Source organism: Rhizobium leguminosarum (assembly GCF_019798305.1).
Lineage (GTDB): Bacteria > Pseudomonadota > Alphaproteobacteria > Rhizobiales > Rhizobiaceae > Rhizobium > Rhizobium leguminosarum_U.
Map to the genome: position 1 here is coordinate 196,258 of NZ_JAAXDD010000009.1, position 24,266 is coordinate 220,523.

Here is a 24,266-nt window from a genome sequence, read left to right on the forward strand (position 1 = left end):
TCCCTAAATTATTGGTTTTTAAGCGATGCCTCGGATTCAAAGATGTTAACAACGGGTTAACGAGCCGTGAATCTCAAGCCTTCATTAATTGTGTGAGCAGCCCAGATGTGTCACTACGATACTGGTGGAGCGGGTTTATGGTACGCGCCTTTGCCGAGCGAGTGGATAATGGTAGTGTTTTGATACCTTCCGTTTGAAAAAGCGGCTATCTACTCTGAAATGACATGCTTATCCGTCCTTCGTTGGGATGGAAGGCTGGAACGGCAAAGTTGTTCCCGGGTGAGGCGGAAGCCAGGGATGCGCGGTTGGGCCGGCTGACAGTAACGAGGCATACCCGAATGGCGAACAACAAATACAACGAGTCAATTGAGGACAAGGCGTTCAAGGCATTGGACGAGGCGCTCCAGATCGATTTTAGCAAGGATAACGTACCGTCTCGCCGCGGCGACGCGCCCCAGGCCCCGGAGGCTAATGTGTCTGATCCATCGAATGCGCGTAATCAGCAGGCTCAGGACGAAGCGCAGCGCCGCAGCCGCCGCGGTGCCGCCGGCGAGCAGACTTCCAGGGGTCCGGCCTTCACGCCCGCTAACGATGCCAGCCGCAATACGCCCGCTTCGATCCTGAAATCCTTTGACGGCGCCTCCAGCCGCTCGGCTGTGCGCACCGCCATCCTGTTTTCCGTGCTTTGGGTCATGGCCGGCCTCGGCCTGATGTCGCTGCTTTATGCTCCGCAGATCTGGCAGATCCGTTCGCTCGCCGATCTCGTCGCCCTGCCCGGCGTCATCGCCGGCCTCGTCGGCATCATCGTTCCCGTGATGATGTTCTACGCCTTCGCCATCATGATCTCCCGCGCCCAGGACATGCGCAACGCCGCCCGCTCCATGGCAGAGGTGGCATTGCGCCTGGCAGAGCCGGAAACCATCGCCTCCGAGCGCATCATGACGGTCGGCCAGGCCGTGCGCCGTGAGGTCTCGGCCATGAACGAGGGCATCGAGCGCACCATCGCGCGTGCCTCCGAGTTGGAAACGCTCGTCCATTCCGAAGTCAATGCGCTTGAACGTTCCTATGCCGACAACGAGTTGCGCGTGCGCGGCCTCGTCCACGAACTCGGCTCCGAGCGTGAGGCGATCGTCAACCATGCCGATCGTATCCGCACCTCGATCGGCAGCGTGCACGACCAGCTGAAGGAAGAGCTGTCGCTTGCGACCGAAGAGATCGCGGTGCGGCTTGCCACATCGGGCGAAGCCTTCGCTTCGCTGATCGATACGCGCGCCGCGACGATCCTGGAAAAATCGGACAGCGCCCTGCAGTCGATGGGCAGCCTGCTCTCTGCCAAGACCGATACCTTGCTACAGACCCTGAATGCATCGGGTTTTGCGCTCGCCACAGAATTCGACAACCGCCTCGAAGCGCTCTCCGTCAATCTCAACGACCATGGCGAAAGATTGCTCAGCCAGTTCGAAACGCGCGCCTCGACCATGGACAGCAGCACCGAGAAGCTGAATGCGGCGCTGAACGAGCGCACGCACCAGCTCAACGAGATCCTGATCGCCCGCACCCGCGAGATCAACGAGAGCCTGACGTCAGGCGAACGCACCATCGGCGGCACGCTTGACGACGTGCTGTCGAAGCTGAACAGTGCGCTCGACGAAAAGGGCGCAAGCTTCCGCCAGAGCCTGCAGACCACCGCCGACGACGCCGTCATGGATCTCGATGTGCGCTCCGGCTTCTTCGAGGAGCGGCTGCAGACGACCGTCGCCCAACTGTCTACCGCCTTCGACGAACGCGTCGCCGAGTTCACCAGCGCCTTCGACAAGCGAACCGGCTCGCTCGACACCAAGCTGATGGAGAGCCTCGCTCGTATCAACGAGACGCTGACCGGCGGCTCGGATTCAATCGACGGCATCCTGAATTCCGGCATCGACCGGCTTGGTTCGTCGTTGACCGACCAGTCGCTGGCGCTCGCCACCGCGCTCGCCACCGGCCACGACGTGCTGGAAAGCACGCTCGGCAGCCGCGCAGACGAAATTACCACGGCACTCAACAGCCGCACCGGCGAACTGACCTCGGCGCTGCAGAGCGCTACGTCTGACATCGCGCTGACCCTTGCGACCGGCACCTCCGAGCTGCAGAGCAACCTTCAGACACGCTCGGCCGAATTCCGCGACACGTTGCGCACCACCACCACCGATCTGACGACTGCCGTTGCCGCCGGCACCGAGCAGGTGACCGCTGCCTTCGGCGGTCGCGCCGAGGAGCTGAGCGGCGTGCTTGCTGCGCGTGCGGCCGAAATCAGCGAGGCGCTTGGCACGGCCCACGGCCGTATCGACAGCATCATGGCAGAGCGCGGCGGCGCACTGGTCGAGGCGCTGACCACCCATCACGGCCGCTTCGAGGAAGCGCTGACGACCCGCTCCGACGCCATCATCAATGCCGTCTCCGGCACCCATGACCGTCTTGCCGAGACGCTCGACGAAAAGGCGATGGCGCTTGCCATCTCCCTGAACGAGAGCCAGGCCCGCATCGAGGACACGCTCGAGACCCGCTCCGAGGCCTTCCTCAACGCCGTGTCGGGCACGCATGATCGCCTGTCGGAAACGCTGGACAGCAAGGCGGCCGCCCTTACGACCTCGCTCGACGAGCGCCATGCCCGCATCGAGGATGCGCTTGGAACGCGCGCCGAGGCACTGCTGAACACTGTATCCGGCACCCATGACCGTCTTGCCAAAACGCTCGACGAAAAGGCGATGGCGCTCGCCATGTCCTTGAACGAGGGCCAGGCCCGCATCGAGGATACGCTGGAAACCCGCTCCGCGGCGCTGCTGAACGCCGTCTCCAGCACCCATGATCGTCTCTCGGAGACTTTGGACGGCACGGCGGCAGCTTTTGCCAACTCGCTGAGCGAAGGCCAGGCCCGTATCGAGAATACGCTCGAAACCCGCTCCGCAGCGCTGCTGAACGCAGTCTCCGGCACCCATGATCGCCTCTCCGAGACGCTGGACGAAAAGGCGATGGCCCTCGCCATCTCGCTCAACGAGAGCCAGTCGCGGATCGAAGACACGCTGGAAGCCCGCTCCGAGGCCTTCCTGAAGGCCGTGTCCGGCACGCACGACCGTCTCTCGGAAACGCTCGACGAAAAGGCGACGGCGATCGCCGCCTCCCTGAACGAAGGCCAGAGCCGCCTGCAGGACACGCTGGAGAGTCGCTCGGAATCCTTCCTCAATGCGGTCACCGCCACCCACGACCGCCTGTCCGAGACACTCGACGATCGGTCGATGGCGCTTGCCATCTCGCTGAACGAGAGCCAGAGCCGTCTCGAGGAGACGCTAACAACAGGTGCCGATGCGATCACCAATGCGGTTTCCGGCACGCATGTCGGCCTGAACGGTGTGCTCGACCAGAAGGCCGCCGCCCTCGCCGCCTCGCTGAGCGAAGGCCAGGCCCGCCTCGAGGAAGCCTTGGGGCACCGCACCGCCGCGATCATCGGCGCCGTAACGGCAACCCACGATCGGCTCACCGATACGCTCGACGAAAAGACCATGGCGCTCGCCATTTCGCTGGACGACAACCAGAGCCGCTTCGACAGTGTGCTCGAAGCCCGCAGCAACGCCATCATGGAGGCCGTCTCCGGTGCCGAGGCCCGGGTCGCCGGCGCCTTCTCCGACAAGACCGATGCGATCCGCACCGCCTATACCGACAATCAGCAGCGGCTCGAAAATGCGCTTTCCGAACATAGCGCCGCCCTCTCAGGCGTTCTCGATGCCGGCGGCACCCGCTTCGAGGATCTCGTCGGCGGCTTGACCGGCCGCATCGAAGGCCGTCTGACCGATGCACATACACGGCTCGGCGGCCTCGCCGACGAGGCCGCAGCGCGCATCGAGGGCGGGCTCGCCTCTGCCCATGAACGCATGCGCACGACCCTCGAAGACCGCGCCAACGCTATCGACCTGTCGCTGAACCAGGCCCATGCACTGATCAGCGATACGCTGGCCGAACAGGCGACCAGCATCGGCACTTCGGTGGCGACGAGCGTCGGCATGCTCGAATTGTCGCTGGAACACCGTGAAGCCGCGATCCGCCAGGCGATCGATGCCGGCGCCCAGACATTGGAAGATCGCATGCATGCCGGCGCCGGCCAGATCGCCGGCCGCTTCCAGGAGGCGGCAAGTGCGATTTCGAGCTCCACCCAGGATTTGTCCACCCATCTCGATCGGTCGGTCGAAAGTCTGACGGGCCGTTTTGAAGAAACCGGATCGCGTGTGGAAGCCGGTCTTGCGGCGATCGAGACCCGCATCCGCGACGGCGTCGGCGGCGTTGCCGAAAAGGTCGAAGCTGCCAGCGGCCAGCTGTCCGGCGTGCTTGCCGACGGCGTCTCCCGTATCGGCGCGCTCAGCGATGACGCCACTCAGCGCATCTCGGCGACGCTCGAAGGCAGTGCTGCAAACCTCACTCAGGCGATCGACAGCCGCACCGCCAATCTGGCCGAGACGCTGGACAGCCGCACCACCAGCCTGACCGGCGCCATCGATGGCCGCACCGCGAGCCTCGCCGAAACCCTCGACCGCGGCAATGAACGCATCGAGGAACGCCTCTCTACGATGGACCGTGCGTTGACCTTCGGCCTCGAGGCCGTCAACCGCACCATCGAAGGCAAGGCCGCCGGTCTCGCCTCGACGCTGCGCAACGCAGTTGCCGACGCGGCCCAGGGAATGGAAGGCGAAGCGACGAGAACCACCGAACTGCTCGGCAAGACCGGCCAGCAATTCGCCGAGGATCTCAATGTGAAAAGCGACGAATTCACCCGCACCATGGATGAGCGCTCGTCGCAGATCGTCACCCGCGTCGCCGAAGCTCAGAACCGGCTGGCAAGCCAAGCCGCTGCCGTTGCCCAAACCTTCTCGGAAGCCGGCAACGCCATCGTCAACAAGGTCGCCGAGGCTGAGACCATCGTCGGCACGCAAGTCAATGCCATCTCAAAGGTGCTGTCGGATGCCGGCCAGTCTCTGGAGGCGCGCGGCAGTGCCATCCGCTCGGCGCTGTCGGGCACTGGCAGCGAGATTTCCGCCACCATGGCGGATGTAGACCGGGCGCTCGAAGCCCGCAGCAGCGCCATCCGCTCCAATCTCGAGGAGCGAGCCCGCGAGATCGATACGACGTTCTCCGAAATCGACCGGGCGCTCGAAGCGCGCGGCAACTCGATCCGCTCGACGCTCGAGGAGCGCACCCGCGACCTCAACTCGATGCTATCAGGCCGGTCGGTCGAATTGACGCGCATCCTCGACGAAACGGCCCGCCCGATCATCGACCGCTACACCGATGCCGGCGAGCAGGCCGCCGCCAGCATCACTGCCGCAGCCAACCTCAGCGCCGACCGTCTGCGCGCCGAAAACGAAGCTCTCGCCAGCGCCGTTGCCGCCCGCACCGAGAATGTCGCCAATGCCGTCAGCGCAATCGAAGACAGCCTGGTCGGCAACGTCAACGGCCTCGTCCAGCGCATGTCGGAAAGCAGCGCGGCGATGGCGATGATGATGAACCGCGCCGCCGAGCAACTGACCAGCGTCGACGGCCGTCTCGGCGACACCACCACGCGCTTTGCCGACTCCGCCACCAAGGCCGCCGAGATGGTCTCCGCCTCGACCAGGCTTCTGGAAGGCAAGGTCGACCGTCTCTCCGATATCTCGGGCCAGACGCTGGCACAGGTCGGCGGCATCATCGGCCGCTTCGACGAACACTCCAAGGTTCTGACCCAGGCCTCGCAGCTTCTCGGCGCCGCCCAGTCCAACCTCGCCTCGACGCTCGAGGAACGCGAGAGCGCTCTGCAGACACTCTCTGTCGGCTTGGTCTCGCGCTCCGCCGAGATCGAAAAGACCATGCAAGGCCTCGGCAGCATGATCGAGACCGTGTTCGAGCGGGCAGAACAGCGCTCCAGCCAGGTCACCGGCAATCTGCGCCAGGGTGTGCAGTCCTCCTTCGCTGATATCGGCCGCATTCTCACTGAAACCGAGAAGCGCGCCCAGGAAGCGGCAGAAACGATGCGCGAGGCAATTACCCGCGCCGGCGACGAGGCCAATACGACGATCGACGGCACCTTTGCCAATGTCGAGCGCCGTTCCGGCGATCTCTCCAATCGCATTCGCGGCGGTCTCACCGCCTCGCTGTCGGAAGTCGAGCGCATGCTCGGCGAAGCCGGCCGCGCCTCCGACGGTGCCGCCCAGCACATGCGGGAAGCGCTGCGCGAGGCGATCGACGATGCAGTCGGCCGCTTCTCCGGCGCCACCGAAGATATCCGCCGATCTGCCGCCGACATCCGCAGTGAGCTCGACGCCACCCGTGCCGAACTGAAGCGCGGCGCCTTCGATCTTCCCGAGGAAGCCAAGGAAAGCGCCTCGGCCATGCGCCGGGCCGTTGCCGAGCAGATCAAAGCGCTGCAGGATATCTCCCAGCTCGTCGGCCGCTCCAGCCAACAGCTCGAGATCTCCGAGCCTGTCGCCCGCACGCTCGCTCAGGTGCAGCCGGCCCCGCGTCCCGCCCAGCCGGTCGCAGCCCAGCCGCCACAGCCGGCAGCGCCCCCGCCGCTTGAAGCGACGGGCCTGCGCGGAACGATCGCACCGTCTGCGCCAGCTGCCGCCCCACCGCGCGCCGCGCCGCAGCCTGCCCCCGCTCGCCAGGAAACAGGCCGCCCGGAAACAGGTCGCCCAGGAACAGGTCGCCAAGAGCCGGCTCGTCCGGAAAGCGGCGGCTGGATCAGCGATCTCCTGCGTGGCGCATCGCGTGAGGAGGCTGCCGACGAGGCAGCTGGCCGTCCTCCGGTCCGCCAAGCGGAAACCGCCGCCCCTGCGACGCGCAGCAACAGCGACAACCGCAATCCGCGCCACGTCGTCGAATCGCTGAATTCGCTTTCAGTCGATATCGCCCGCGCCATCGATCACGACGCCTCGGTCGATCTCTGGCGCCGTTATCAGCGCGGCGAGCGCGACGTCTTCACCCGCCGCCTCTACACGCTGAAGGGCCAGCAGACCTTCGACGAAATCAAGCGCAAATACGACCGCGAACCGGAATTCCGCACCGCCGTTGACCGTTACATCGGTGATTTCGAAAAGCTGCTCGCCGACGTCGCCCGCACCGACCCGAACCGGACGGTGACGCAGTCCTACCTCACCTCGGATACGGGCAAGGTCTACACCATGCTCGCCCACGCCGCAGGCAGGCTCGGCTGAGTCTGATGCGTAAAAACCGGAGCCACCAAGCGGCTCCGGTCGACGGCCGCGGCAGACCTTCTTCTCTCCAGCGGGTCCGAAGGACGGGTCGAGACCTGTGGCTCGACCACGGTCCGTGCCGGAGCGATAGCGAGGCGATGAGGGGGTGAGCGGCAAAGCCGCGAATGCAACGCAAGCGAAGAGCAATGAATGGCGCGTCGTGTGGCCCCCTCATCCGACCCTGCGGGCCACCCCACCTGGGTCGAGCCACGTGTCTCGACCCGTCCTTCGGACCCCCGCTGGGGAGAAGAAGGAGCAAGCCACGCCGGACCCGGCTTCCCGTATACTACCGATCGGCCGCTGTGTTCCAGTTGTAGATACAGCGATCGAGACCGATGGCGATCTCAAGCACGAGCACGTCGTGGTCGACGGCAGCTCCCTTCTTCGGCTGCGACCGGTAACGCTGCGGAAAATCCGTGCGCCGCGAGATCGAGCAGACCTCCATCCACTTGTCGCCATTGTCGACCTCGATATCCATCGTCACCTCGGAATAGGCCGGCAGCCGGTCGGAGGGTACGATCCGCGTCGGCAGATGGATCAGCGATGCGATCATCCGGCGGACCGGCTCGAGGCAGGCGGCGTGATAGTCGTTACCGCTATCGGCCGTGAAGGCGCATTGGAATTCGAGCTGCCAGAATTCCTTCAGCCGCATATGTTTGGTCGGCTGTTCCTGCTCGCGACGATAGGATCTGCCCGCTTGCCAGACGCAGAGCGGCAGCCGTGTCTTGGAATGATTGCCGAGAATATGCTGCATATAGATGTAGGTCGAAGGCGTGGTCTCCGGTCTCAGCACCAGCGCGGCCTCGCTGGTGGAGAGCTGTTCCTGGACCCAGATATCGGCGTTCGAATAGGCGGTTGAAACAAGTGACCGCGGCATCAGCGCCGGCGCCTCGACCCTCCTGACATCCCAGGCCGGATTGACGGATCTGAGAAAACGGCGGACTTCTTGCGAGAAGAAGCCGATCATATGATCGCGCAGATGGATCTCGGGCTCCTCCCAATGGACGAGCGAATTGACATGATAAATATTGAGCACGGTGCCTGTCTCCCTGGCAGCCTTGATTGACGTGGTGAGGGGCTTTACGTCCAGCAGCGCGCCGGACGCCGATAGCGCCCGTACGTCACAGCAGGACGCGGAGACCTCGTCCGTCAAAAGCGCGCAAGATCGCAACCTGCGGGCAGGTGCTGATATGACGGGAGATGGGCGCGCGCTTCGTGCTCATGGCGAAATTCTCTACGTGCCCAGCCGGACATTGTCAAACGGCCGCAGCGACCGGACGTCCGTCGAAGGACATGGTGAGACAAAAGGGATCATCTGTGGATGGCCCTTTTTTGTTGCCCCCGATCCTTCATTCCGTCACAAACCTTTTTAATCCCCTTGCGTTCAAGCTAATGACCAAACGATGGAGACAGCAACATTGATGATTAAGACGACATCCAGGCTCCTTGCCACCGCGCTCTCCTCTGCTTTCCTGATGGGCGCCGTCACGCTGGCTGAGGCCGGCCAGGCAAGTTTCGTCGTCGATGCGCAGTCCGGCCAGGTCCTTGAAGGTTCCAATCAGGACGATCTGAACTATCCCGCGTCACTGACCAAAATGATGACGCTCTATCTCGCCTTCGAGGCCCTGCATAACGGACGCCTCAACTGGGATCAGAAGCTCACCATGTCGGAAAATGCCGAAAGCAAAGAGCCCTTCAAGCTTGCCGTCGGGGCTGGCCGCAAGGTGACGCTACGCGAAGCGGTCGAAGGGATTGTCGTGCTGTCCGCCAACGACGCTGCTGTGGCGATCGCCGAGCAGCTTGGCGGCTCCGAAGAGGCTTTCGCCAAGGCGATGACCGACAAGGCACGCCAGCTCGGCATGAAGGATACGGTCTTCAAAAATCCATCGGGCCTTCCCGATCCTCAGCAAGTCACCACGGCGCGGGACATGGCGACACTTGGCGTTTCGCTGATGCGGGACTTTCCCGAGGAATTCAAGCTCTTCTCCATGCGCGGCTTCCAGTTCCGCGGCATGAAGCTGCGCGGCCACAACAACCTCATGTATCGCTATGACGGCGTCGATGGCATCAAGACCGGCTACACCGGCGCATCGGGCTACAATGTAGTGACCTCGGCGTTGAAGGATGGCCGCCGTGTAGTCGGCGTCGTCATGGGCGAAAAGACCGCGAGCATACGCGACGATAAGATGGCAAGCTTGCTGGACAGCACTCTGTCGCCGTCATCGACTGCCACTGCTTCCACGACACCCGGCAGCCAGCCGGGAACGACGATGACGGATTCGCAACCGACCAAATAGGCCCGATAGCAGAGACCTGCCGGCCCGAAAATCGGAAGCGATTTCCGGAAAGCACTATACGTAGGCTCAAAGAGTTAGAGCGTCCGAAAGTACGCACGGCGCCCTCGGAGCGTCGAGCAGATCGAGTTGCTGCAGCGCAGCCAGGCGAACATCTTCGCGCTGGATCGCTTCCGATGACGATCTCCCGAATACTCGTGCAACCACCATGCAGCATTCCTCCTGAAAGGGACTGTATGATGCGTTCCATAAATTCATCGAAAAATTGAATACGATGACGACCCTGGCGTCATCAGGGTCGAAAATTTTTCAAAAGACGGCAAGGCCGCACGCGAAATCCCGTCCTGGAAACGCAGATCAGATCGAACGCAGCGTCCAGCTGACGATCTCCGACGCGACCGTGGAGAAGGCGCGGTCGAGGCCCTTGACGAAGCCGTCATTGTCGCCGCCGGCCGGCGCCATGGCGCGGAACACCTCCTGAGCGCGCACCGAGCCGTTGCGGTCATTGAGGATCTTGGCGGAAATCTCGACCACCGCCTGGTTGCCGTTCGAAGCATCGATCTCGAAGGAGCGGATATCGGTGACGATCTGGTAGTCGATCGCCAGCCCCTGCCCCGGCATGCCGACGCCGCCGAGCTTGCCGGAGTTCTCGAAGGCTTCCACCAGCTTCGACTGCACTATGCGCGGCAGCTTGTCGCCCCACTGCGCCTTCGAGAGATACTGGATTTCCGAAGGCGAAACACGGATGACGATCTGCTCGCTGTCGAGCGACCTTAGCGCCGTCGGGCTGGCGATCAGGATCTGGCGGGATTTGGCCGCGGGCCCGCTGCCATCGACGGCGGCGGGCAGGTCATAGGTGTCGTTCTTGGCCGCGGTGCCGCACCCCGAAAGGATCAGCGCCGTCAGCGGCAGCGCGATCACCGTTCCCCTGATCCAAGAACGGCGTGACGACAGATGCGATGCGACCATATTCGGCTACCCCTGACTTCCCCAGTTTAACGCCGCGTCCGGCCGTCATATTGCTTGACCGTTTCCCCGCCGAAGATCAGGCGTTGCGGATTGCGGTCGAAGTTGCTGATCGTATCGTTCAGATTGCTCACGGTTCCGCGCATGTCGTTGACGAGAGTCTGCACGTCGCGCAAGCCGCCGCTCGAGAATTTCTGCAGATTGTCGGCGATCGGCCCGATGCGAGAATTCAGGCTGTCGGCCACCTTCTTGAAGGATTCCAGCGTCTCGCGCGCCTCAGTGAACAGCGATTGCGTATTGTCGGTGCCGAGCAGCGCATCGACCTTGATGAGAATGCCGTCGATGCGGGTCGAGGCCGAATTCAGCTTGTTGGAAAGCTGCGACACGTCCTGGATCGTCTGGTCGATATCTTTCTGACGCGCCGAAACCGTGTTGGCGACATCGCGGATCGAGGCGACGGCAGCGCGCGCATCCTTGGTCGCCTGCGCGATATCGTCGACCGAACCCTTCACCTTCGCCGGGTCGATCTGGGCAACGAGCGTATCGACGCGGTCGAGTGTCGCCTGCGCCTGCTTGCCGAAATCGTTGAAGGTGGTGGCCGTCTCGTCGAACTTCTGGATCGCGCCCTTGAGGTCGCCCGAAGCATCGGCGACATTGGCGGTAATCTTCTCGGCATTGGAGACGATGTTGTCGATCTTCTGTGCATCGACCGCCTTGACCAGCTTTTCGACGGCTTGAAGCGTCGAATCGACACGACCGGAGACCGCCTTCACCGTATTGGAGAGTTCACCCACGCTCTGCAGGAAGGAGTCGATATTGCCGGAATTCTTGGCAAGCGCATCCGAGAACGTCTCGGCATTCTTGAAAGTCTCGGTCAGCGGCCCGCGCGAATCTTCGATGAAACCTTGAAGTTCACCAACCGCGTCGTTGGCACGATCGAGGATCTTGTCGGCTGTTGCCAGCAGATTGGTGACGCTTGACTGGTCGGCGACGATGACGGCGCGTTTACCGTTGTCGATCGCATGCTGGAGGATGCTTTCCTCGCCCTTCCGGCCGCCTGACAGTTCGATATAGGCAGCGCCGGTCAAGCCCTGGATTTCAAGGGCGGCCTTGGTCGAGGGGTAGATCGGCGCATCGGTTCGCACCTGGGTGAAGGCCAGCGAATATTGCGGATCGTCGGCATCGATCGACAACGTCTGCACCGAGCCGATCTGGATGCCGTTGAAGCGCACCGGCGAGCCGACGCTGAGGCCGTTGGCCGAGCCCGGAATACGCACGATCAGTTCCGTCATCGGGCCGCCGCGGCCATATTCGGCCATCCAGTAGACGAAGCCGAAGGCAGCCGCGATCACCAGCACCGTGAAAAAACCGACAATCGTGTAATTGGCTTTGGTTTCCATCTTATCCGGTCACTTTCCGCTGCTGTCGTGCCGCGCGGCAGCAGCGTTCTGCGGCACGATCGACCGCGCGCGTTTGCCCTTGAAATAGGCCTGCACCCACGGATCGTCATAGGCCAGCATGTCGTCGATCGTGCCTTCCACCATTACGCGCTTCTTTCCGAGCACGGCAATACGGTCGCAGACCGAAAACAGGCTGTCGAGGTCGTGCGTGACCATATACACGGTCAATCCCAGACTATCGCGCAGGTTGGCGATCAGTTCGTCGAATTCGGCCGCGCCGATCGGGTCGAGGCCGGAGGTTGGCTCGTCCAGGAAGACCAGTTCCGGATCGAGTGACAGCGCGCGCGCCAGAGCTGCGCGCTTGATCATGCCGCCGGACAGTTCGGATGGATATTTGTCGGCGGCATCGGCTGCAAGCCCGACCATACGGATCTTCAGATACGCCAGCTCGTCCATGAGCGAGGTCGGCAGGTCGAGATATTCGCGCATCGGCACCTGGATGTTTTCCTTGACGGTCAGCGACGAAAACAGTGCTCCCTGCTGGAACAGCACGCCGAGCCGCATGTCGAGCGCGTTGCGCTGCGGCTCGTCGAGTTCGTCGAAATTCTGGCCGAGGATCTTGATCGTGCCGGAGCGGCGCGGCAGCAGCCGGAGCACAGTGCGCATCAGCACCGATTTGCCGGTGCCAGACGCGCCGACGAAGCCGAGGATCTCGCCGCGGTAGATATTGAGGTTCAGATTGTCGAGCACGACCTTGGAGCCGAAGCCGACGGTGACGTCGCGCGCCGACAGCACGATGTCCCTTTCGTCCTTGTCTTCCATATCGATCGGTTTCTCGTCCACGCGGTCCGCCATCCTAGAAATCGATCGCTGCATAGAACATCGCAAAAAGCCCGTCCATCAGGATGACGACGAAAATCGCCTTCACCACCGAGGCTGTCACATGCTGGCCGAGGGATTCCGCGCTGCCACCGACCTTCAGCCCCTCGACGGCGGCGACGATGCCAATGACCAGCGCCATGAACGGCGCCTTGATCATGCCCGACAGCACCGTCGACAGCGTCACCGCCTCGTGCAGGCGCGACAGGAAGTTGGCGAAGGTGATGCCGGAATATCCCCAGGCGACGGCGGCAGCACCGCCCAGCGAAGCGAAATTCGCGAGCACCGTCAAAAGCGGAAGCGCGATGGTCAGCGCCACCAGCCGGGGGAAGATCAGCACGCCGATCGGGTTCAGGCCCATCACTTTCAGCGCATCGATCTCCTCGCGCATCTTCATCGAGCCGATTTCGGCGGTGATCGCGCTGCCCGAGCGGCCGGCGATCATGATCGAGGTCAGAAGCACGCCGATTTCGCGCAATTGCAGAATGCCGACGAGATCGACGACAAAAACCTCAGCGCCGAAGTAGCGCAGCTGAAAGGCGCCCTGCTGAGCAATGATCGCCCCGATCAGAAACGACATCAAAAGAATGATCGGGACGGCGCGAACGCCCATATGATCGATCTGGTTGACGATCGAGGCCGGTGAAACGCCGCTGCCGCGGCCGAACTTCATCTGGGCGCCACGCACCGCCGAGCCGAGGATATACATGGCGGCAGCGAAATTGTCCCAGACCTCATAGGTCATTTTGCCGATCGGTGTGAAGATGCGTGCAATAAGCGAGACTTTCTCCGTCTGCTCCGGCTCGGGCTTGGCCGGCTCCTCGGAAAACATCTCCAGCATTTCGTCGATATGCGGATTGGTGCCTTCGAAGCGAACCACCCGGCCGCCCGCTTCTTCTTGTTTCTTCAGCCGGCACAGCAGCCAGATGCCGGCGGTGTCGATATCCGAAACGGCCGAGAGGTCTACAGTCAGGTCACCGGTCTTTTTCTGCAGCAGCTTTTCGAAATCGCGCAGCACCAGATGGATGTAGGCGCTGCGCCAATTTCCTTGAAGACGCACACGCTGTCCCGAGCCATCAGCCTGGTCGTCCACATCAAGAGAGGCAACGTTGCGATTCTCGGCGTTCAAGATACTTGTGTCTTTCAAGGCTTATAGCGACATTGCCGAATCGCGAAGCAGATCGTTCGTCGCCCGGCGCGTCAATATACAGAAGCACCGTGCAATTTCCATGCTCGTAGGAGAGCAATAATGCCGCGCACCCTCGATATCCAGATGAATTCCTTTCCGATTGCCGGGACCTTCACCATCTCGCGCGGGGCAAAGACCGAAGCCGAGGTCATCACCTGCACGCTTGTCGAAGCGGGCGCGCAGGGGCGCGGCGAATGCGTGCCTTACCGCCGCTACGGCGAGACCATGCAGAGCGTTTTCGCCCAGATCGAAGCGGCGCGACCGCTGATCGAGGCCGGCATTTCCCACCATGACCTACTGTCGGCCATGCCGCCGGGTGCGGCCCGCAATGCCGTCGACTGCGCCCTCTGGGACCTCCAGGCGAAGCAGACCGAAGACAGCGTCGCCGCCCGCCTCGGCATTGCCGCTCCGCAGCCGCTCACCACCGCCTACACCATCTCGCTCGGCGAGCCGGAGGTGATGGCCGCCCAGGCACGCGAGCATGCCGGCCGCGCCCTGCTGAAGGTCAAGGTCGGCACCGGCGACGATGAAAGCCGCATCCGCGCCGTCCGCGTCGCCGCGCCCGATGCCGCCATCATTCTCGACGCCAATGAGGGCTGGCCGGAGGCCGTGTTGGAGCGTTATCTCCATATCGCCGCGGAAGCAGGCATCGCCCTCGTCGAGCAGCCGCTGCCGGCTGGCCGCGATGGGCTGCTCGCCGAAATCCGCCGCCCGCTTCTCGTCTGCGCCGACGAGAGCGTCCACCACACCGGCGATCTCGCAAGCCTTGCCGACCGCTACGACGCGATCAACATCAAGCTCGACAAGACGGGTGGCCTGACGGAGGCGCTGTCGATGAAGGCTGAAGCCGAACGGCTTGGATTCAGAATCATGATCGGCTGCATGGTCGGCACCTCGCTTGCCATGGCGCCCGCCGTTCTGCTCGCCCAGAATGCCGATTTCGTCGATCTCGACGGTCCGCTGCTGCTTGCCCGCGACCGCGAACCCGGCCTGCGTTACGCCGCTTCCCTGGTCTTTCCACCCGAAAGCACCCTCTGGGGCTGAAGATAATAGGCTGAGATGACGAGGCCGAGTCCGGAGAACGCGACCACGGCCATGACGTAATAGCTGACGACGCCAAGCCAGGAATAGAGATAACCCGATGCCAGGGTCATCAGCGCCATCGCCATGCCGACATAAAAGAAATAGGCGCCTTGCGCCGAGGATTCCTGCGTCTCCTGCACCGTCGCCATGATCCGCCGCTGCACACCGGTATGCACGAAGGCGTAGGTGAAGCCGTGGAAACATTGCAGCAGGAAGAAACCGGCAAAGCCGGTATTCATCGGAAACAGGATCCAGCGGCAGACGCTGACGGCGCAGCCGAAGCGGATCAGCGTCCAGGCGTCATAGCGACGGTTGAGACGCTTCGACAGGAAGAACACCGTCACTTCCGAAGCGACGCCGGCGCTCCAGAGCAGCCCGACCTCAGTGCCGGAGAAGCCGAGCTGATGCCAGTAGATCGAGGAAAAGGCGTTCAGCACCGCATGGCTCGACTGCTGGATGGCGACGCCGATCAGAAGCAGAAGAAGATGCGGCTCGCGCAGGCCGCTGCCGGTAGCGGCCGGAATATTGATCGGCTGGCCGCGCCGCCGTGTCGGCCCGATGCGCGGACAGAAGATCGCCATGACAACGGTCATGATAAAGCCGAATACCATGACCGGCAGTACCATCTCTCCGCCCCACCGACTGATCAACTGGCCGCCGGCCAGCGTCGAAACGATGAAGGCGATCGAGCCCCATACGCGCATCGACCCGTAATCAAGCCCCCAGCGGCGCACACCCGAGATGACGATCGATTCGACGACGGGCACATAGGGCGCGAAGGTGGCGCCCTGCAGCGCATAGACGATCGTTACGGGCCAGAAGGTCGTCGTCCAGAAGAGCGTGATCGCCGTCAGCAGCGACAGGCCGCCCGACCAGAGCAGCACGTCGGCGCGCTCCTTCAAGCGGTCGGCGATCATTGCGACGACAGGCGCCACCAGCACGCGAACCACCATGGGTATCGCAAGGATAATGCCGATCTCGTGGTCGCTGAAGCTGTGGGTTGCGAGCCAGACGGGAAAGAACGGCAGAACGATGCCGTTGACGAGCAGCGGCGCACAATAGGAAAGCGCGCTGAGCAGCCGGAAGCGCGGCGGCGCTCCCTCACCCGTCGGGGAATTTTGAGCGGGAATCATGGGTGGACCTGCAGGAAACTGGACGCTGTCCTAACACACAACCCTGGAGGCGACTATTGCGAGAAATTGCCGTTCTGAAACGTTTTAGAAAATAAATGGGGCCTGTCGCCAAACGGTAACGGCCAAATACCTGCTGTATTATTTTAAGTGTTTACGGCGTCCTTTACGGGTCTGAAAAGACGCGCGGCGCTGTAAAGCGCAGGCGCGGACGCCCCGCCGCCGGAATTAAGCGGCCTGCGGGGCCAGTTCGTCCTCATCATGCATTTCGATGGCGGCAAGCGCCGGCACGCTACTGGCAAGCGCCCGCCATGTTATCAGTTCGAACGTGCCATCCTCGTGCTCGGCGACCGCCGTGCAGCTTTCCACCCAATCGCCGGTATTGATGTAGCGGATGCCGTCCATGTCCTGGATGATGGCATGGTGGATATGTCCGCAGATCACCCCGTCGGCGCCGTTTTTGCGGGCTTCCTCGGCTACGACGCGCTCGAATTCACCGATGAAATTGACGGCATGTTTGACCTGCAGCTTCGCCCAGGCCGAGAACGACCAATAGGGCATGCCGAGCCGGCGGCGCACCGCCGCCAGGATGATGTTGATGCGGATCGCCGTGTCATAGGCCCAGTCGCCGAGATAGGCCAGCAGTCGGGCGTTGCGGACCACGATGTCGAACTCGTCGCCGTGCAGGATCAGATATTTCTTGCCATCGGCACCGTCATGCATCATGCGCTCGACGACTTCGATGCCGCCGAAATGCATGCCCGGGAAGGCGCGCAGGAATTCGTCGTGATTGCCGGGAATATAGACGACGCGGGTGCCCTTGCGCGCCTTGCGCAGCAGCTTCTGGACGACGTCGTTGCAAACCTGCGGCCAGTACCAGCTGCGCTTCAGGCGCCAGCCATCGACGATGTCGCCGACGAGCACGATCGTATCGGCCTCGTGGTGGCGCAGGAAATCCAGCAGGAAGTCGGCCTTCGCGGCCTTCGAGCCGAGATGGACATCGGAAATGAAGAGCGTGCGGAAATGTCTGGGTTCCATCATGTCTTTCACGAGCTGCCGCTCATGTCCCATCTTTCATCTAGCCTTCCAAAACCAGACTCGTGTTTCAGGAAGATGACAAGCTGGGGAAAAGCCCTGCAAACCTGTTCATCCCGCGCGGCCGCCTGGCCGTCGCCGCGCGGCCGCCTGGCCGTCGCCGCGCGGACAGCATGCCCATCGCCGCGCGGGCAGCACGCCCGTCACCGCCAAGCCCACTGACGAGGTTGCCCTGTGCATTCAGGGCGTTCATGATGACGGCGATTCATGTCCGACAATGCGGGATGGCTGATGCGTCTCTTTCTCGTTCGCCACGGCGAATCCCTCGGCAACATCAACGAACGGGCCTACCGCCAATTCGGCGATCACAATGTGCCGCTGACGCAGTGGGGCCATCGGCAGGCTCTCGAAGCAGGCGGCGTGATCGCATCCTATCTGCAAGCACTGCCGAGCACAGCTTTCGGCAAGCTGGATATCTGGTATTCGCCCTTTCTGCGGACGCGGCAGAGCAAGGATGCGCTGCTCGAAGCCCTGCCGGAAAGTTTTATCGGCGATATCAGGGAAGATTATCTGCTGCGCGAGCAGGATTTCGGTCTCTTCACCGAAATCTACGACCACGCCGAACAGAAGCAGAAGTTTCCCGAGGAGTTCGAAAAATGGGCGAGGCTGCGCAGCAACAGCGGCAAGTTCTACGCACGGCCGCCGGATGGCGAGAGCCGGGCGGATGTGGCCCAGCGGGTGCGCCTGTTCCTCCAGACCGTCATGCACGATGCCGAAAGTAGCGACCACAACGTGGTGATCGTCGGCCATGGCGTCACCAACCGGGCGGTCGAAATGAATTTCCTGCACCGCCCCGTCGAGTGGTTCGAGCGCTCCGACAATCCTGGAAACGCCGATATCACGATGATCGAGGGGACGCGCTCGCAAGGATACGAGTCGATCCTGCTGCATCAGGCCGCCGACCGGCAGCCGGGACAGGAAGGCGACCTGCGCGATGCCTATGGCGCTGACGTGACGATCACGCCGAAGCCCGGCGGATAGCGACGCCGGACTGAAACGGTCGGCATGTTACCGGCCAAGGACATCATGCTACGAGCGCCAGAACATCGTGCCGCCGCGCGTAAACGCGCAGCGGAGGCTCCAACGCCTTGATTTTGCGCCATTCCCGTTAGGCGGCGCGTACGGCCGCCACGGGTTTGACGTTCTGGTTCATACGGAACAGGTTGTTCGGATCGTAGCGCAGCTTGATTTCGGCAAGGCGGTGGTAGTTGGTCCCGTATGCCATTTCGACCCGATCGGTTTCGTCTTCCGGCATGAAGTTGATGTAGGCGGTTCCCACAGCATGCGGATTGGTTGCCTCGAAAAGCTCCCGCGCCCAACCGATACAGCTTCCATCCATCCCGGTCTCCCGCCAGCGCGCATGCACATTCATGACGAAATGCGAACTTCGCTGCGGAAATGCGGTGGCCTCGGTGGGCACGCGGCCGGCAGCGCCGCCGACATGGCCGATGAAGATCTCGCATTCCGGGCCGGGCAGCTTGCGCACGGCACCGAGCAGGACGTCGATCGCCGGATCCGAAAGCGAGGCGAAATCCTGGCTCTTCCAGTAATTGCGCGCACCTGGCGTGAGCAGCGGGTCGAACGCCTGCTGCCAACCGGTGAACGGCACCGGGCCGACGACGTCGGCAATCGGATTTCCGATCGCGCGCAATCTGGCCGTCGCCTTTTCGCCGTCCGCGATATCTCCGCAATAGCACATGGCGAGCACGACTATTTCCTTGCCGTGCCATTCCGCAGGAAGGAACGGCAGCGGCGGCGCCTGGCGCATCACCACCCAGCAGGTCAGTTCGTCAGGTGCCGCTTCCAGCGCCTGTCGGTACTCCTTGAGCACCATTTCCGCATCGGCGAAGGGATGCACGACGAGCCCAGCGAGAACCTCCGTGTTGAGGGGGTTGAGGTTGAACTCGAACGAGGTCACGACGCCGAAATTGCCGCCACCGCCGCGTAGCGCCCAGAAGAGGTCGGGTTTTTCCGTCTCGCTCGCCTTGACCAATTCGCCGTCGGCCGTCACCACATCAACCGAAAGCAGATTGTCGATGGTCAGCCCGAATTTGCGGGTCAGCCAGCCGAAGCCGCCGCCGAGCGTCAGGCCGGCGATGCCGGTGGTGGAATTGATGCCGGTCGGCAGAGCCAACCCGAAGGCCAGCGTTTCCTGGTCGACGTCGGCAAGCGTTGCGCCCGGCTCGATCCTGGCGCGCCGCATTTGCGGATCGACCCGCACCGATTTCATCGCCGACAGGTCGATGACGACACCGCCCTCGCAGACCGCATTGCCGGCAATGCCGTGGCCGCCACCACGCACCGAAAGGAGCAGATTATTGTCGCGTGCAAACCGCACCGCCCGCACGACATCGGCAGCACCGGCGCAGCACGCGATAAGCCCGGGCCGGCGGTCGATCATCGCATTCCAGATCGTCCGCGCCTCGTTGTAATCCATGTCTTTGCTGGTCAGGAGACTGCCGCGAAATCCGGCGGCAAAAGCGTCGATGGCCACGTCATTGACCATCGTCTGCCCCTTTTGCAGGGTCGTCAGGTTCAAATTGTCCATGGTTTCCTCCATGCGACCGGCGCCCCGCACCGTCGCGGCCGGCATTTTGCGCTTGCTGCGGTCCTCAAACAAGTTTCGAAAAGGATTAGCCCTCGGCGGCAGCAAGGAAAGGAAGCGACTTCCTATTGAATTTTCATGGGAAATCGACGCCTACGGCGGCAATCCCGCAAGCGGCGGAACAACCGCTAATCCCGCAGCCCCCGAGCAATGGCATCAATGACCGCGCCAATCCTGCCGGGCACGAACCGGCGTGACGGATGGATGCCGTGGATCGGCAGCACCAGTTTCCGCCAGCCGGCAAGCACCTCCACAAGCCGGCCATTCGTTATGTCTTCCGCCACGAGATCCACCGGGACGTAGATGATGCCTGCCCCGGCAAGCGCCGCCGTCCGCAGCGCCTCTCCATTGTCGATCTCGATGTTGCCGCGAACCCCGACCGTGAAACTCTCCCCGCCCTTTGTCACGAACGGCCATTCGTCGCGGGGAACGAGATTGAGGTTGAGGATGCAGCGGCCGAGGCGAAGATCCTCAGGCCTCTCCGGCACGGCAAATCTATCGAGATAGGTTGGAGAGGCGCAGCAGACGAAATGATAGCTGCCGACGCGCCGCGCGATAAGCGACGAGGGCTTCAATTCGCCGATGCGGATCGCCAGATCATACCCTTCGGCCACCAAGTCGACATTGCGGTCGCTGAGATTGAGCTCGACCGAAAGTGCTGGATGCCGCTCCGCGAGTTCGGCCATCACAGGTGCAAGCCGCTTGATTCCCAATGTCGTCGGAGCGCTTAGACGCAGGCGTCCCGACATGGCCTCGGCGTCGGGGCGAGAGATCTCGTTGAGTTCCTCCAGCTCATCGATGATTCTGTTTGCCTTGACCAGGAAGCGGGACCCGACCTCGGTCAGCCGCTGCGTACGCGTCGTGCGTTCGATCAGCTTGACCCCATACTCCTGCTCCAGCGCCTGAATACGCCTGCCGACAATGGCAGGCGAAATGCCGAGCCGTTTCGCCGCGCCGGCAAAGCTTCCCGCTGTCGCCGCGGCAATGAGGGTCTGCAAGTTCAAGAGATCGGGCATTCGATACTTTTATGCAATTCTATTATCGGAATCAACGCAATTAACGACGGAATATTTCGGATGTATCCCTGTGACCATCGCATCGCAAACAGGAGACAGAATGATGAAGACTGCAATTATCGGCATCGGAAACATGGGCAAGGGCCTGGCCACGCGGCTTGCCGGGAAGACGGACCTGATCGTTGCGGGACGCAACGAGCAGGCCGCGCGCAGCCTTGCCGAAAGCCTCGGTGTTGAAAGCGCCACCATTGTAGAGGCGATCGCCGCCGCGGGTATCGTCATCCTCGCCGTTCCCTATGCCAGCGCCCTCGAGATTGCCGCCTCGCCGTCACTCTCTGGCAAGATCGTCGTCGACATCAGCAATCCCCTGAAGCCTGATTTCTCCGGTCTGCTCTTTGGCCACGAGACCTCCGCCGCCGACAAAATCCAGAATGCCGCGACCGGCGCCAAGGTGGTCAAAGCTTTCAACACCATCTTCGCCGAACTCTTCAACGCGTCCCGCGATGCCACGGCCAAGGTGCCGGTTTTTGTCGCCGGAAATGACGAAGACGCGGTGGAAAAGGTTTCCAGACTGGTCGTGGACGCAGGATTTGCCGTCGAAAAGACCGGAGGCCTCGACGCTGCCAAGCTCCTGGAACCGCTGGGCATGCTCAATATCCGCCTCGGCTACGGCCTTGGCCGGGGAACCGCCATCGCCCCGGCCTGGATCAACATCGCCGCCTGAGGTCTCTCATCGATCAGCAGACCGACATCCCGCCGTGAGGGCGGGATGTTTTTGTTGCCCGGACAAAAACTCGCCAACTCCGCCATTTCCATACTGTCGCCCGTAGCCGATTGATGTATGGAGGGAGCTCAAAAGACGTGCACGGAGGCGGCGATGGATCACCTGGAAAAATCGAAGACGGAAAAGAACCTGACGAGCGGCGATCTCGACGAGCAGGCGCTTTTCTTCCACCGCTATCCCCGCCCCGGCAAGCTGGAAATCCAGGCGACCAAGCCGCTCGGCAACCAACGCGACCTGGCGCTCGCCTATTCTCCGGGCGTTGCCGCCCCTTGCCTTGCCATCCGCGACAATCCCGAAATGGCGGCCGAATATACCTCGCGCGCCAATCTCGTCGCCGTCATCTCCAACGGCACCGCCGTGCTTGGCCTCGGCAATATCGGCCCGCTTGCCTCCAAGCCCGTCATGGAGGGCAAGGCCGTGCTCTTCAAGAAATTCGCCGGCATCGACGTCTTCGACATCGAGATCGACGCGGCAGCCGTCGACCAGATGGTTTCGACCATCGCCTCGCTGGAGCCGACTTTCGGCGGCATCAACCTTGAGGACATCAAGGCGCCGGAATGTTTCGAGGTCGAGCGGCGCCTGCGCGAGAAGATGAAAATCCCGGTCTTCCACGACGACCAGCACGGCACGGCGATCATCGTTGCCGCCGCGATCCTGAACGGGCTGGAACTCGCCGGCAAGGATATCGCCGACATCAAGATCGTTGCCTCCGGCGCCGGTGCTGCCGCCCTTGCCTGCCTCAACCTGCTGGTCATTCTCGGGGCGAAGCGCGAAAACATCTGGGTCCACGATCTCGAAGGCCTCGTCTATGAGGGCCGGGTCGAGCTGATGGACGAATGGAAATCCATCTACGCCCAGAAGAGCGAGACGCGCACGCTTGCCGAAAATATCGGCGGCGCCGACGTCTTCCTGGGCCTTTCCGCCGCCGGCGTACTGAAGCCGGAACTGCTGGCGCAGATGGCCGACAAACCGCTGATCATGGCGCTCGCCAATCCGACGCCGGAGATCATGCCCGATCTCGCCCGTGCCGCCCGCCCCGACGCAATGATCTGCACCGGCCGTTCGGATTTCGCCAACCAGGTCAACAACGTCCTCTGCTTTCCCTATATCTTCCGCGGCGCGCTCGATTGCGGCGCCGAGACGATCAACGAGGAAATGAAGATGGCGGCGGTGCGCGCCATCGCAGCCCTTGCCCGCGAAGAGCCGTCCGATGTTGCCGCGCGCGCCTATTCCGGCGAGACGCCGGTCTTCGGCCCCGATTACCTGATCCCGTCGCCCTTCGATCCGCGCCTTATCCTGCGCATCGCGCCTGCCGTTGCCAAGGCCGCAGAACAGAGCGGCGTCGCGCGCCGCCCGATCCAGGATTTCGACGCCTATCTCGACCAGCTGAACCGCTTCGTCTTCCGCTCCGGCTTCGTCATGAAGCCGATCTTCACCGCGGCCAAGGCCGCCGAGCGCAAGCGAGTCATCTTTTCCGAAGGCGAGGACGAGCGCGTGCTGCGCGCCGCCCAGGTGCTGCTCGAGGAAGGCCTTGCCGAACCGATCCTGATCGGCCGCCCGCAAGTCATCGAGACGCGCCTCAAGCGCTACGGACTGCGCATCCGCCCGCTGCAGGATTTCGAGGTCATCAATCCGGAAGACGATCCACGCTTCCGCGAATATGTCGATCTCTATTTCTCCCTCGTCGGCCGCCGCGGCGTCATCCCGGAAGCTGCCCGCACGATCGTGCGCACCAACACCACCGTAATCGGCGCGCTGGCGCTCAGGCGTGGAGAGGCCGATGCGCTGATTTGCGGCCTCGAAGGCCGCTACGAGAAGCACCTGCGCGATGTCCGCCAAATCATCGGCAAGCGCAAGAATGTCCGCGATTTCTCCGCCCTCAGCCTGATGATCTCGCAGCGCGGCGCCACCTTCTTCACCGACACCTATGTGACCTTCAATCCGACCGCCGAGGAGGTCGCCGAGGCGACGGTGCTGGCGGCCGAGGAAATCCGCCGTTTCGGCCTCACGCCGCGCGCCGCGCTGGTCTCGCATTCCAATTTCGGCTCGCGTGAATCCGAAAGCGCCACGAAGATGCGCAACGCCCTGCAGCTCGTGCGCGACGCCGCGCCCGACCTTGAGGTCGACGGCGAGATGCACGGTGAAAGCGCCATCACCGAGGCACTACGCAAGCGCGTCATGCCGGACACGACCCTGCACGACGAGGCGAACCTCCTGGTCTTCCCGAACCTCGATGCCGCCAACATCACCCTCGGCGTCGTGAAGTCGATGACCGACGGCCTGCATGTCGGCCCGATCCTGCTCGGCACTGCCCTGCCCGCCCACATTCTCGCCCCCTCGGTCACCTCCCGCGGCGTCGTCAATATGGCGGCACTCGCCGTCGTCGAGGCATCGCAACCCGCCTGAGCCGGCTGAGACCGCCGACAAAGCCGGCAACGCCTCTTTCGTCATGCTCGGGCTTGCCCTGGCTTGTCCCGGGCATCTGCAGCCGGTTGATTTGCAGCAGATATCAGGGCACGGGGCCTCGGATAAAATCCTTTGGTACGAGCGGCCATCGAAGCCGCTCCGA

At 62.7% G+C, this 24,266-nt stretch carries 15 protein-coding genes; 6 read left to right on the plus strand and 9 right to left on the minus strand.

Annotation, left to right across the window (positions count from 1 at the left end; translation table 11 throughout):
• Positions 1-338 precede the first annotated feature (338 nt).
• The gene (locus HFO99_RS18020) at positions 339-7,217 is read left to right on the plus strand and encodes a hypothetical protein (RefSeq protein WP_222362599.1); all 6,879 of its coding nucleotides are present in this window, start codon (positions 339-341) and stop codon (positions 7,215-7,217) included.
• Positions 7,218-7,542: 325 nt separating this feature from the next.
• On the opposite strand, the gene HFO99_RS18025 is transcribed toward HFO99_RS18020, so the two are convergent.
• The gene (locus HFO99_RS18025) at positions 7,543-8,292 is read right to left on the minus strand and encodes an aminoacyl--tRNA ligase-related protein (RefSeq protein ID WP_222362601.1); all 750 of its coding nucleotides are present in this window, start codon (positions 8,290-8,292) and stop codon (positions 7,543-7,545) included.
• 385 nt (positions 8,293-8,677) lie between these two features.
• Between HFO99_RS18025 and HFO99_RS18030 the strand changes: the two genes are divergently transcribed.
• Positions 8,678-9,553 (plus strand): D-alanyl-D-alanine carboxypeptidase family protein, encoded by an 876-nt coding sequence (locus tag HFO99_RS18030; protein ID WP_222362603.1) that lies wholly within the window; start codon positions 8,678-8,680, stop codon positions 9,551-9,553.
• Positions 9,554-9,907: 354 nt separating this feature from the next.
• Here the strand turns inward: HFO99_RS18030 and HFO99_RS18035 are convergent, their stop codons facing one another.
• From HFO99_RS18035 to HFO99_RS18050, 4 genes are read right to left on the minus strand one after another with little or no spacing between them, the layout of a single operon-like run.
• Positions 9,908-10,519 carry an ABC-type transport auxiliary lipoprotein family protein gene (locus HFO99_RS18035; protein WP_064246898.1) on the minus strand — a complete coding sequence of 204 codons (612 nt, stop codon included), beginning with the start codon at positions 10,517-10,519 and terminating at the stop codon, positions 9,908-9,910.
• 26 nt (positions 10,520-10,545) lie between these two features.
• The gene (locus HFO99_RS18040) at positions 10,546-11,916 is read right to left on the minus strand and encodes an MlaD family protein (RefSeq protein WP_222362604.1); all 1,371 of its coding nucleotides are present in this window, start codon (positions 11,914-11,916) and stop codon (positions 10,546-10,548) included.
• Positions 11,917-11,925: 9 nt separating this feature from the next.
• Positions 11,926-12,771 carry an ABC transporter ATP-binding protein gene (locus tag HFO99_RS18045; protein ID WP_222362606.1) on the minus strand — a complete coding sequence of 282 codons (846 nt, stop codon included), beginning with the start codon at positions 12,769-12,771 and terminating at the stop codon, positions 11,926-11,928.
• 1 nt (position 12,772) lies between these two features.
• Positions 12,773-13,942: an MlaE family lipid ABC transporter permease subunit gene (locus tag HFO99_RS18050; RefSeq protein WP_222362608.1), complete on the minus strand. Its 1,170-nt coding sequence runs from the start codon at positions 13,940-13,942 to the stop codon at positions 12,773-12,775.
• Between the two features lie 102 nt (positions 13,943-14,044).
• On the opposite strand from HFO99_RS18050, the gene dgcA reads away from it, so the two are divergent.
• On the plus strand, positions 14,045-15,028 hold the full coding sequence (gene dgcA / locus HFO99_RS18055; RefSeq protein WP_222362610.1) for an N-acetyl-D-Glu racemase DgcA: 984 nt from the start codon (positions 14,045-14,047) through the stop codon (positions 15,026-15,028).
• Here the strand turns inward: dgcA and HFO99_RS18060 are convergent.
• Both HFO99_RS18060 and HFO99_RS18065 read right to left on the minus strand, forming a co-directional pair.
• Positions 14,980-16,200, minus strand: coding sequence for an MFS transporter (locus HFO99_RS18060; protein ID WP_222362612.1), 1,221 nt, complete (start codon positions 16,198-16,200; stop codon positions 14,980-14,982). The two genes, dgcA and HFO99_RS18060, sit on opposite strands and share 49 nt — an antisense overlap.
• Before the next feature lie 225 nt (positions 16,201-16,425).
• Positions 16,426-17,268, minus strand: a complete 843-nt coding sequence (locus HFO99_RS18065; RefSeq protein WP_222334987.1) for a UDP-2,3-diacylglucosamine diphosphatase — start codon at positions 17,266-17,268, stop codon at positions 16,426-16,428.
• Between the two features lie 255 nt (positions 17,269-17,523).
• Here HFO99_RS18065 and HFO99_RS18070 point away from each other — a divergent pair, with 255 nt between their 5' ends.
• Positions 17,524-18,273, plus strand: coding sequence for a histidine phosphatase family protein (locus tag HFO99_RS18070; RefSeq protein WP_222362770.1), 750 nt, complete (start codon positions 17,524-17,526; stop codon positions 18,271-18,273).
• Between the two features lie 127 nt (positions 18,274-18,400).
• On the opposite strand, the gene HFO99_RS18075 is transcribed toward HFO99_RS18070, so the two are convergent.
• Positions 18,401-19,840, minus strand: a complete 1,440-nt coding sequence (locus HFO99_RS18075; protein ID WP_222362614.1) for an FAD-binding oxidoreductase — start codon at positions 19,838-19,840, stop codon at positions 18,401-18,403.
• 185 nt (positions 19,841-20,025) lie between these two features.
• Positions 20,026-20,913 (minus strand): LysR family transcriptional regulator, encoded by an 888-nt coding sequence (locus tag HFO99_RS18080; RefSeq protein WP_222362616.1) that lies wholly within the window; start codon positions 20,911-20,913, stop codon positions 20,026-20,028.
• A gap of 103 nt (positions 20,914-21,016) precedes the next feature.
• On the opposite strand from HFO99_RS18080, the gene HFO99_RS18085 reads away from it, so the two are divergent.
• Positions 21,017-21,637 carry an NADPH-dependent F420 reductase gene (locus tag HFO99_RS18085; RefSeq protein WP_222362618.1) on the plus strand — a complete coding sequence of 207 codons (621 nt, stop codon included), beginning with the start codon at positions 21,017-21,019 and terminating at the stop codon, positions 21,635-21,637.
• Positions 21,638-21,790: 153 nt separating this feature from the next.
• Positions 21,791-24,103, plus strand: a complete 2,313-nt coding sequence (locus tag HFO99_RS18090; protein WP_222362620.1) for an NADP-dependent malic enzyme — start codon at positions 21,791-21,793, stop codon at positions 24,101-24,103.
• Positions 24,104-24,266: the final 163 nt, after the last annotated feature.

Bases quoted from the DNA above. Each gene is read 5' to 3' on its own strand.
- HFO99_RS18060 (WP_222362612.1), bottom strand. From the start codon at position 16,200: ATGATTCCCGCTCAAAATTCCCCGACGGGTGAGGGAGCGCCGCCGCGC.
- HFO99_RS18085 (WP_222362618.1), top strand. From the start codon at position 21,017: ATGAAGACTGCAATTATCGGCATCGGAAACATGGGCAAGGGCCTGGCC.
- HFO99_RS18040 (WP_222362604.1), bottom strand. From the start codon at position 11,916: ATGGAAACCAAAGCCAATTACACGATTGTCGGTTTTTTCACGGTGCTG.
- HFO99_RS18090 (WP_222362620.1), top strand. From the start codon at position 21,791: ATGGATCACCTGGAAAAATCGAAGACGGAAAAGAACCTGACGAGCGGC.
- HFO99_RS18030 (WP_222362603.1), top strand. From the start codon at position 8,678: ATGATTAAGACGACATCCAGGCTCCTTGCCACCGCGCTCTCCTCTGCT.
- HFO99_RS18045 (WP_222362606.1), bottom strand. From the start codon at position 12,771: ATGGCGGACCGCGTGGACGAGAAACCGATCGATATGGAAGACAAGGAC.
- HFO99_RS18080 (WP_222362616.1), bottom strand. From the start codon at position 20,913: ATGCCCGATCTCTTGAACTTGCAGACCCTCATTGCCGCGGCGACAGCG.
- dgcA (WP_222362610.1), top strand. From the start codon at position 14,045: ATGCCGCGCACCCTCGATATCCAGATGAATTCCTTTCCGATTGCCGGG.
- HFO99_RS18065 (WP_222334987.1), bottom strand. From the start codon at position 17,268: ATGGGACATGAGCGGCAGCTCGTGAAAGACATGATGGAACCCAGACAT.
- HFO99_RS18075 (WP_222362614.1), bottom strand. From the start codon at position 19,840: ATGGACAATTTGAACCTGACGACCCTGCAAAAGGGGCAGACGATGGTC.
- HFO99_RS18020 (WP_222362599.1), top strand. From the start codon at position 339: ATGGCGAACAACAAATACAACGAGTCAATTGAGGACAAGGCGTTCAAG.
- HFO99_RS18070 (WP_222362770.1), top strand. From the start codon at position 17,524: ATGCGTCTCTTTCTCGTTCGCCACGGCGAATCCCTCGGCAACATCAAC.
- HFO99_RS18035 (WP_064246898.1), bottom strand. From the start codon at position 10,519: ATGGTCGCATCGCATCTGTCGTCACGCCGTTCTTGGATCAGGGGAACG.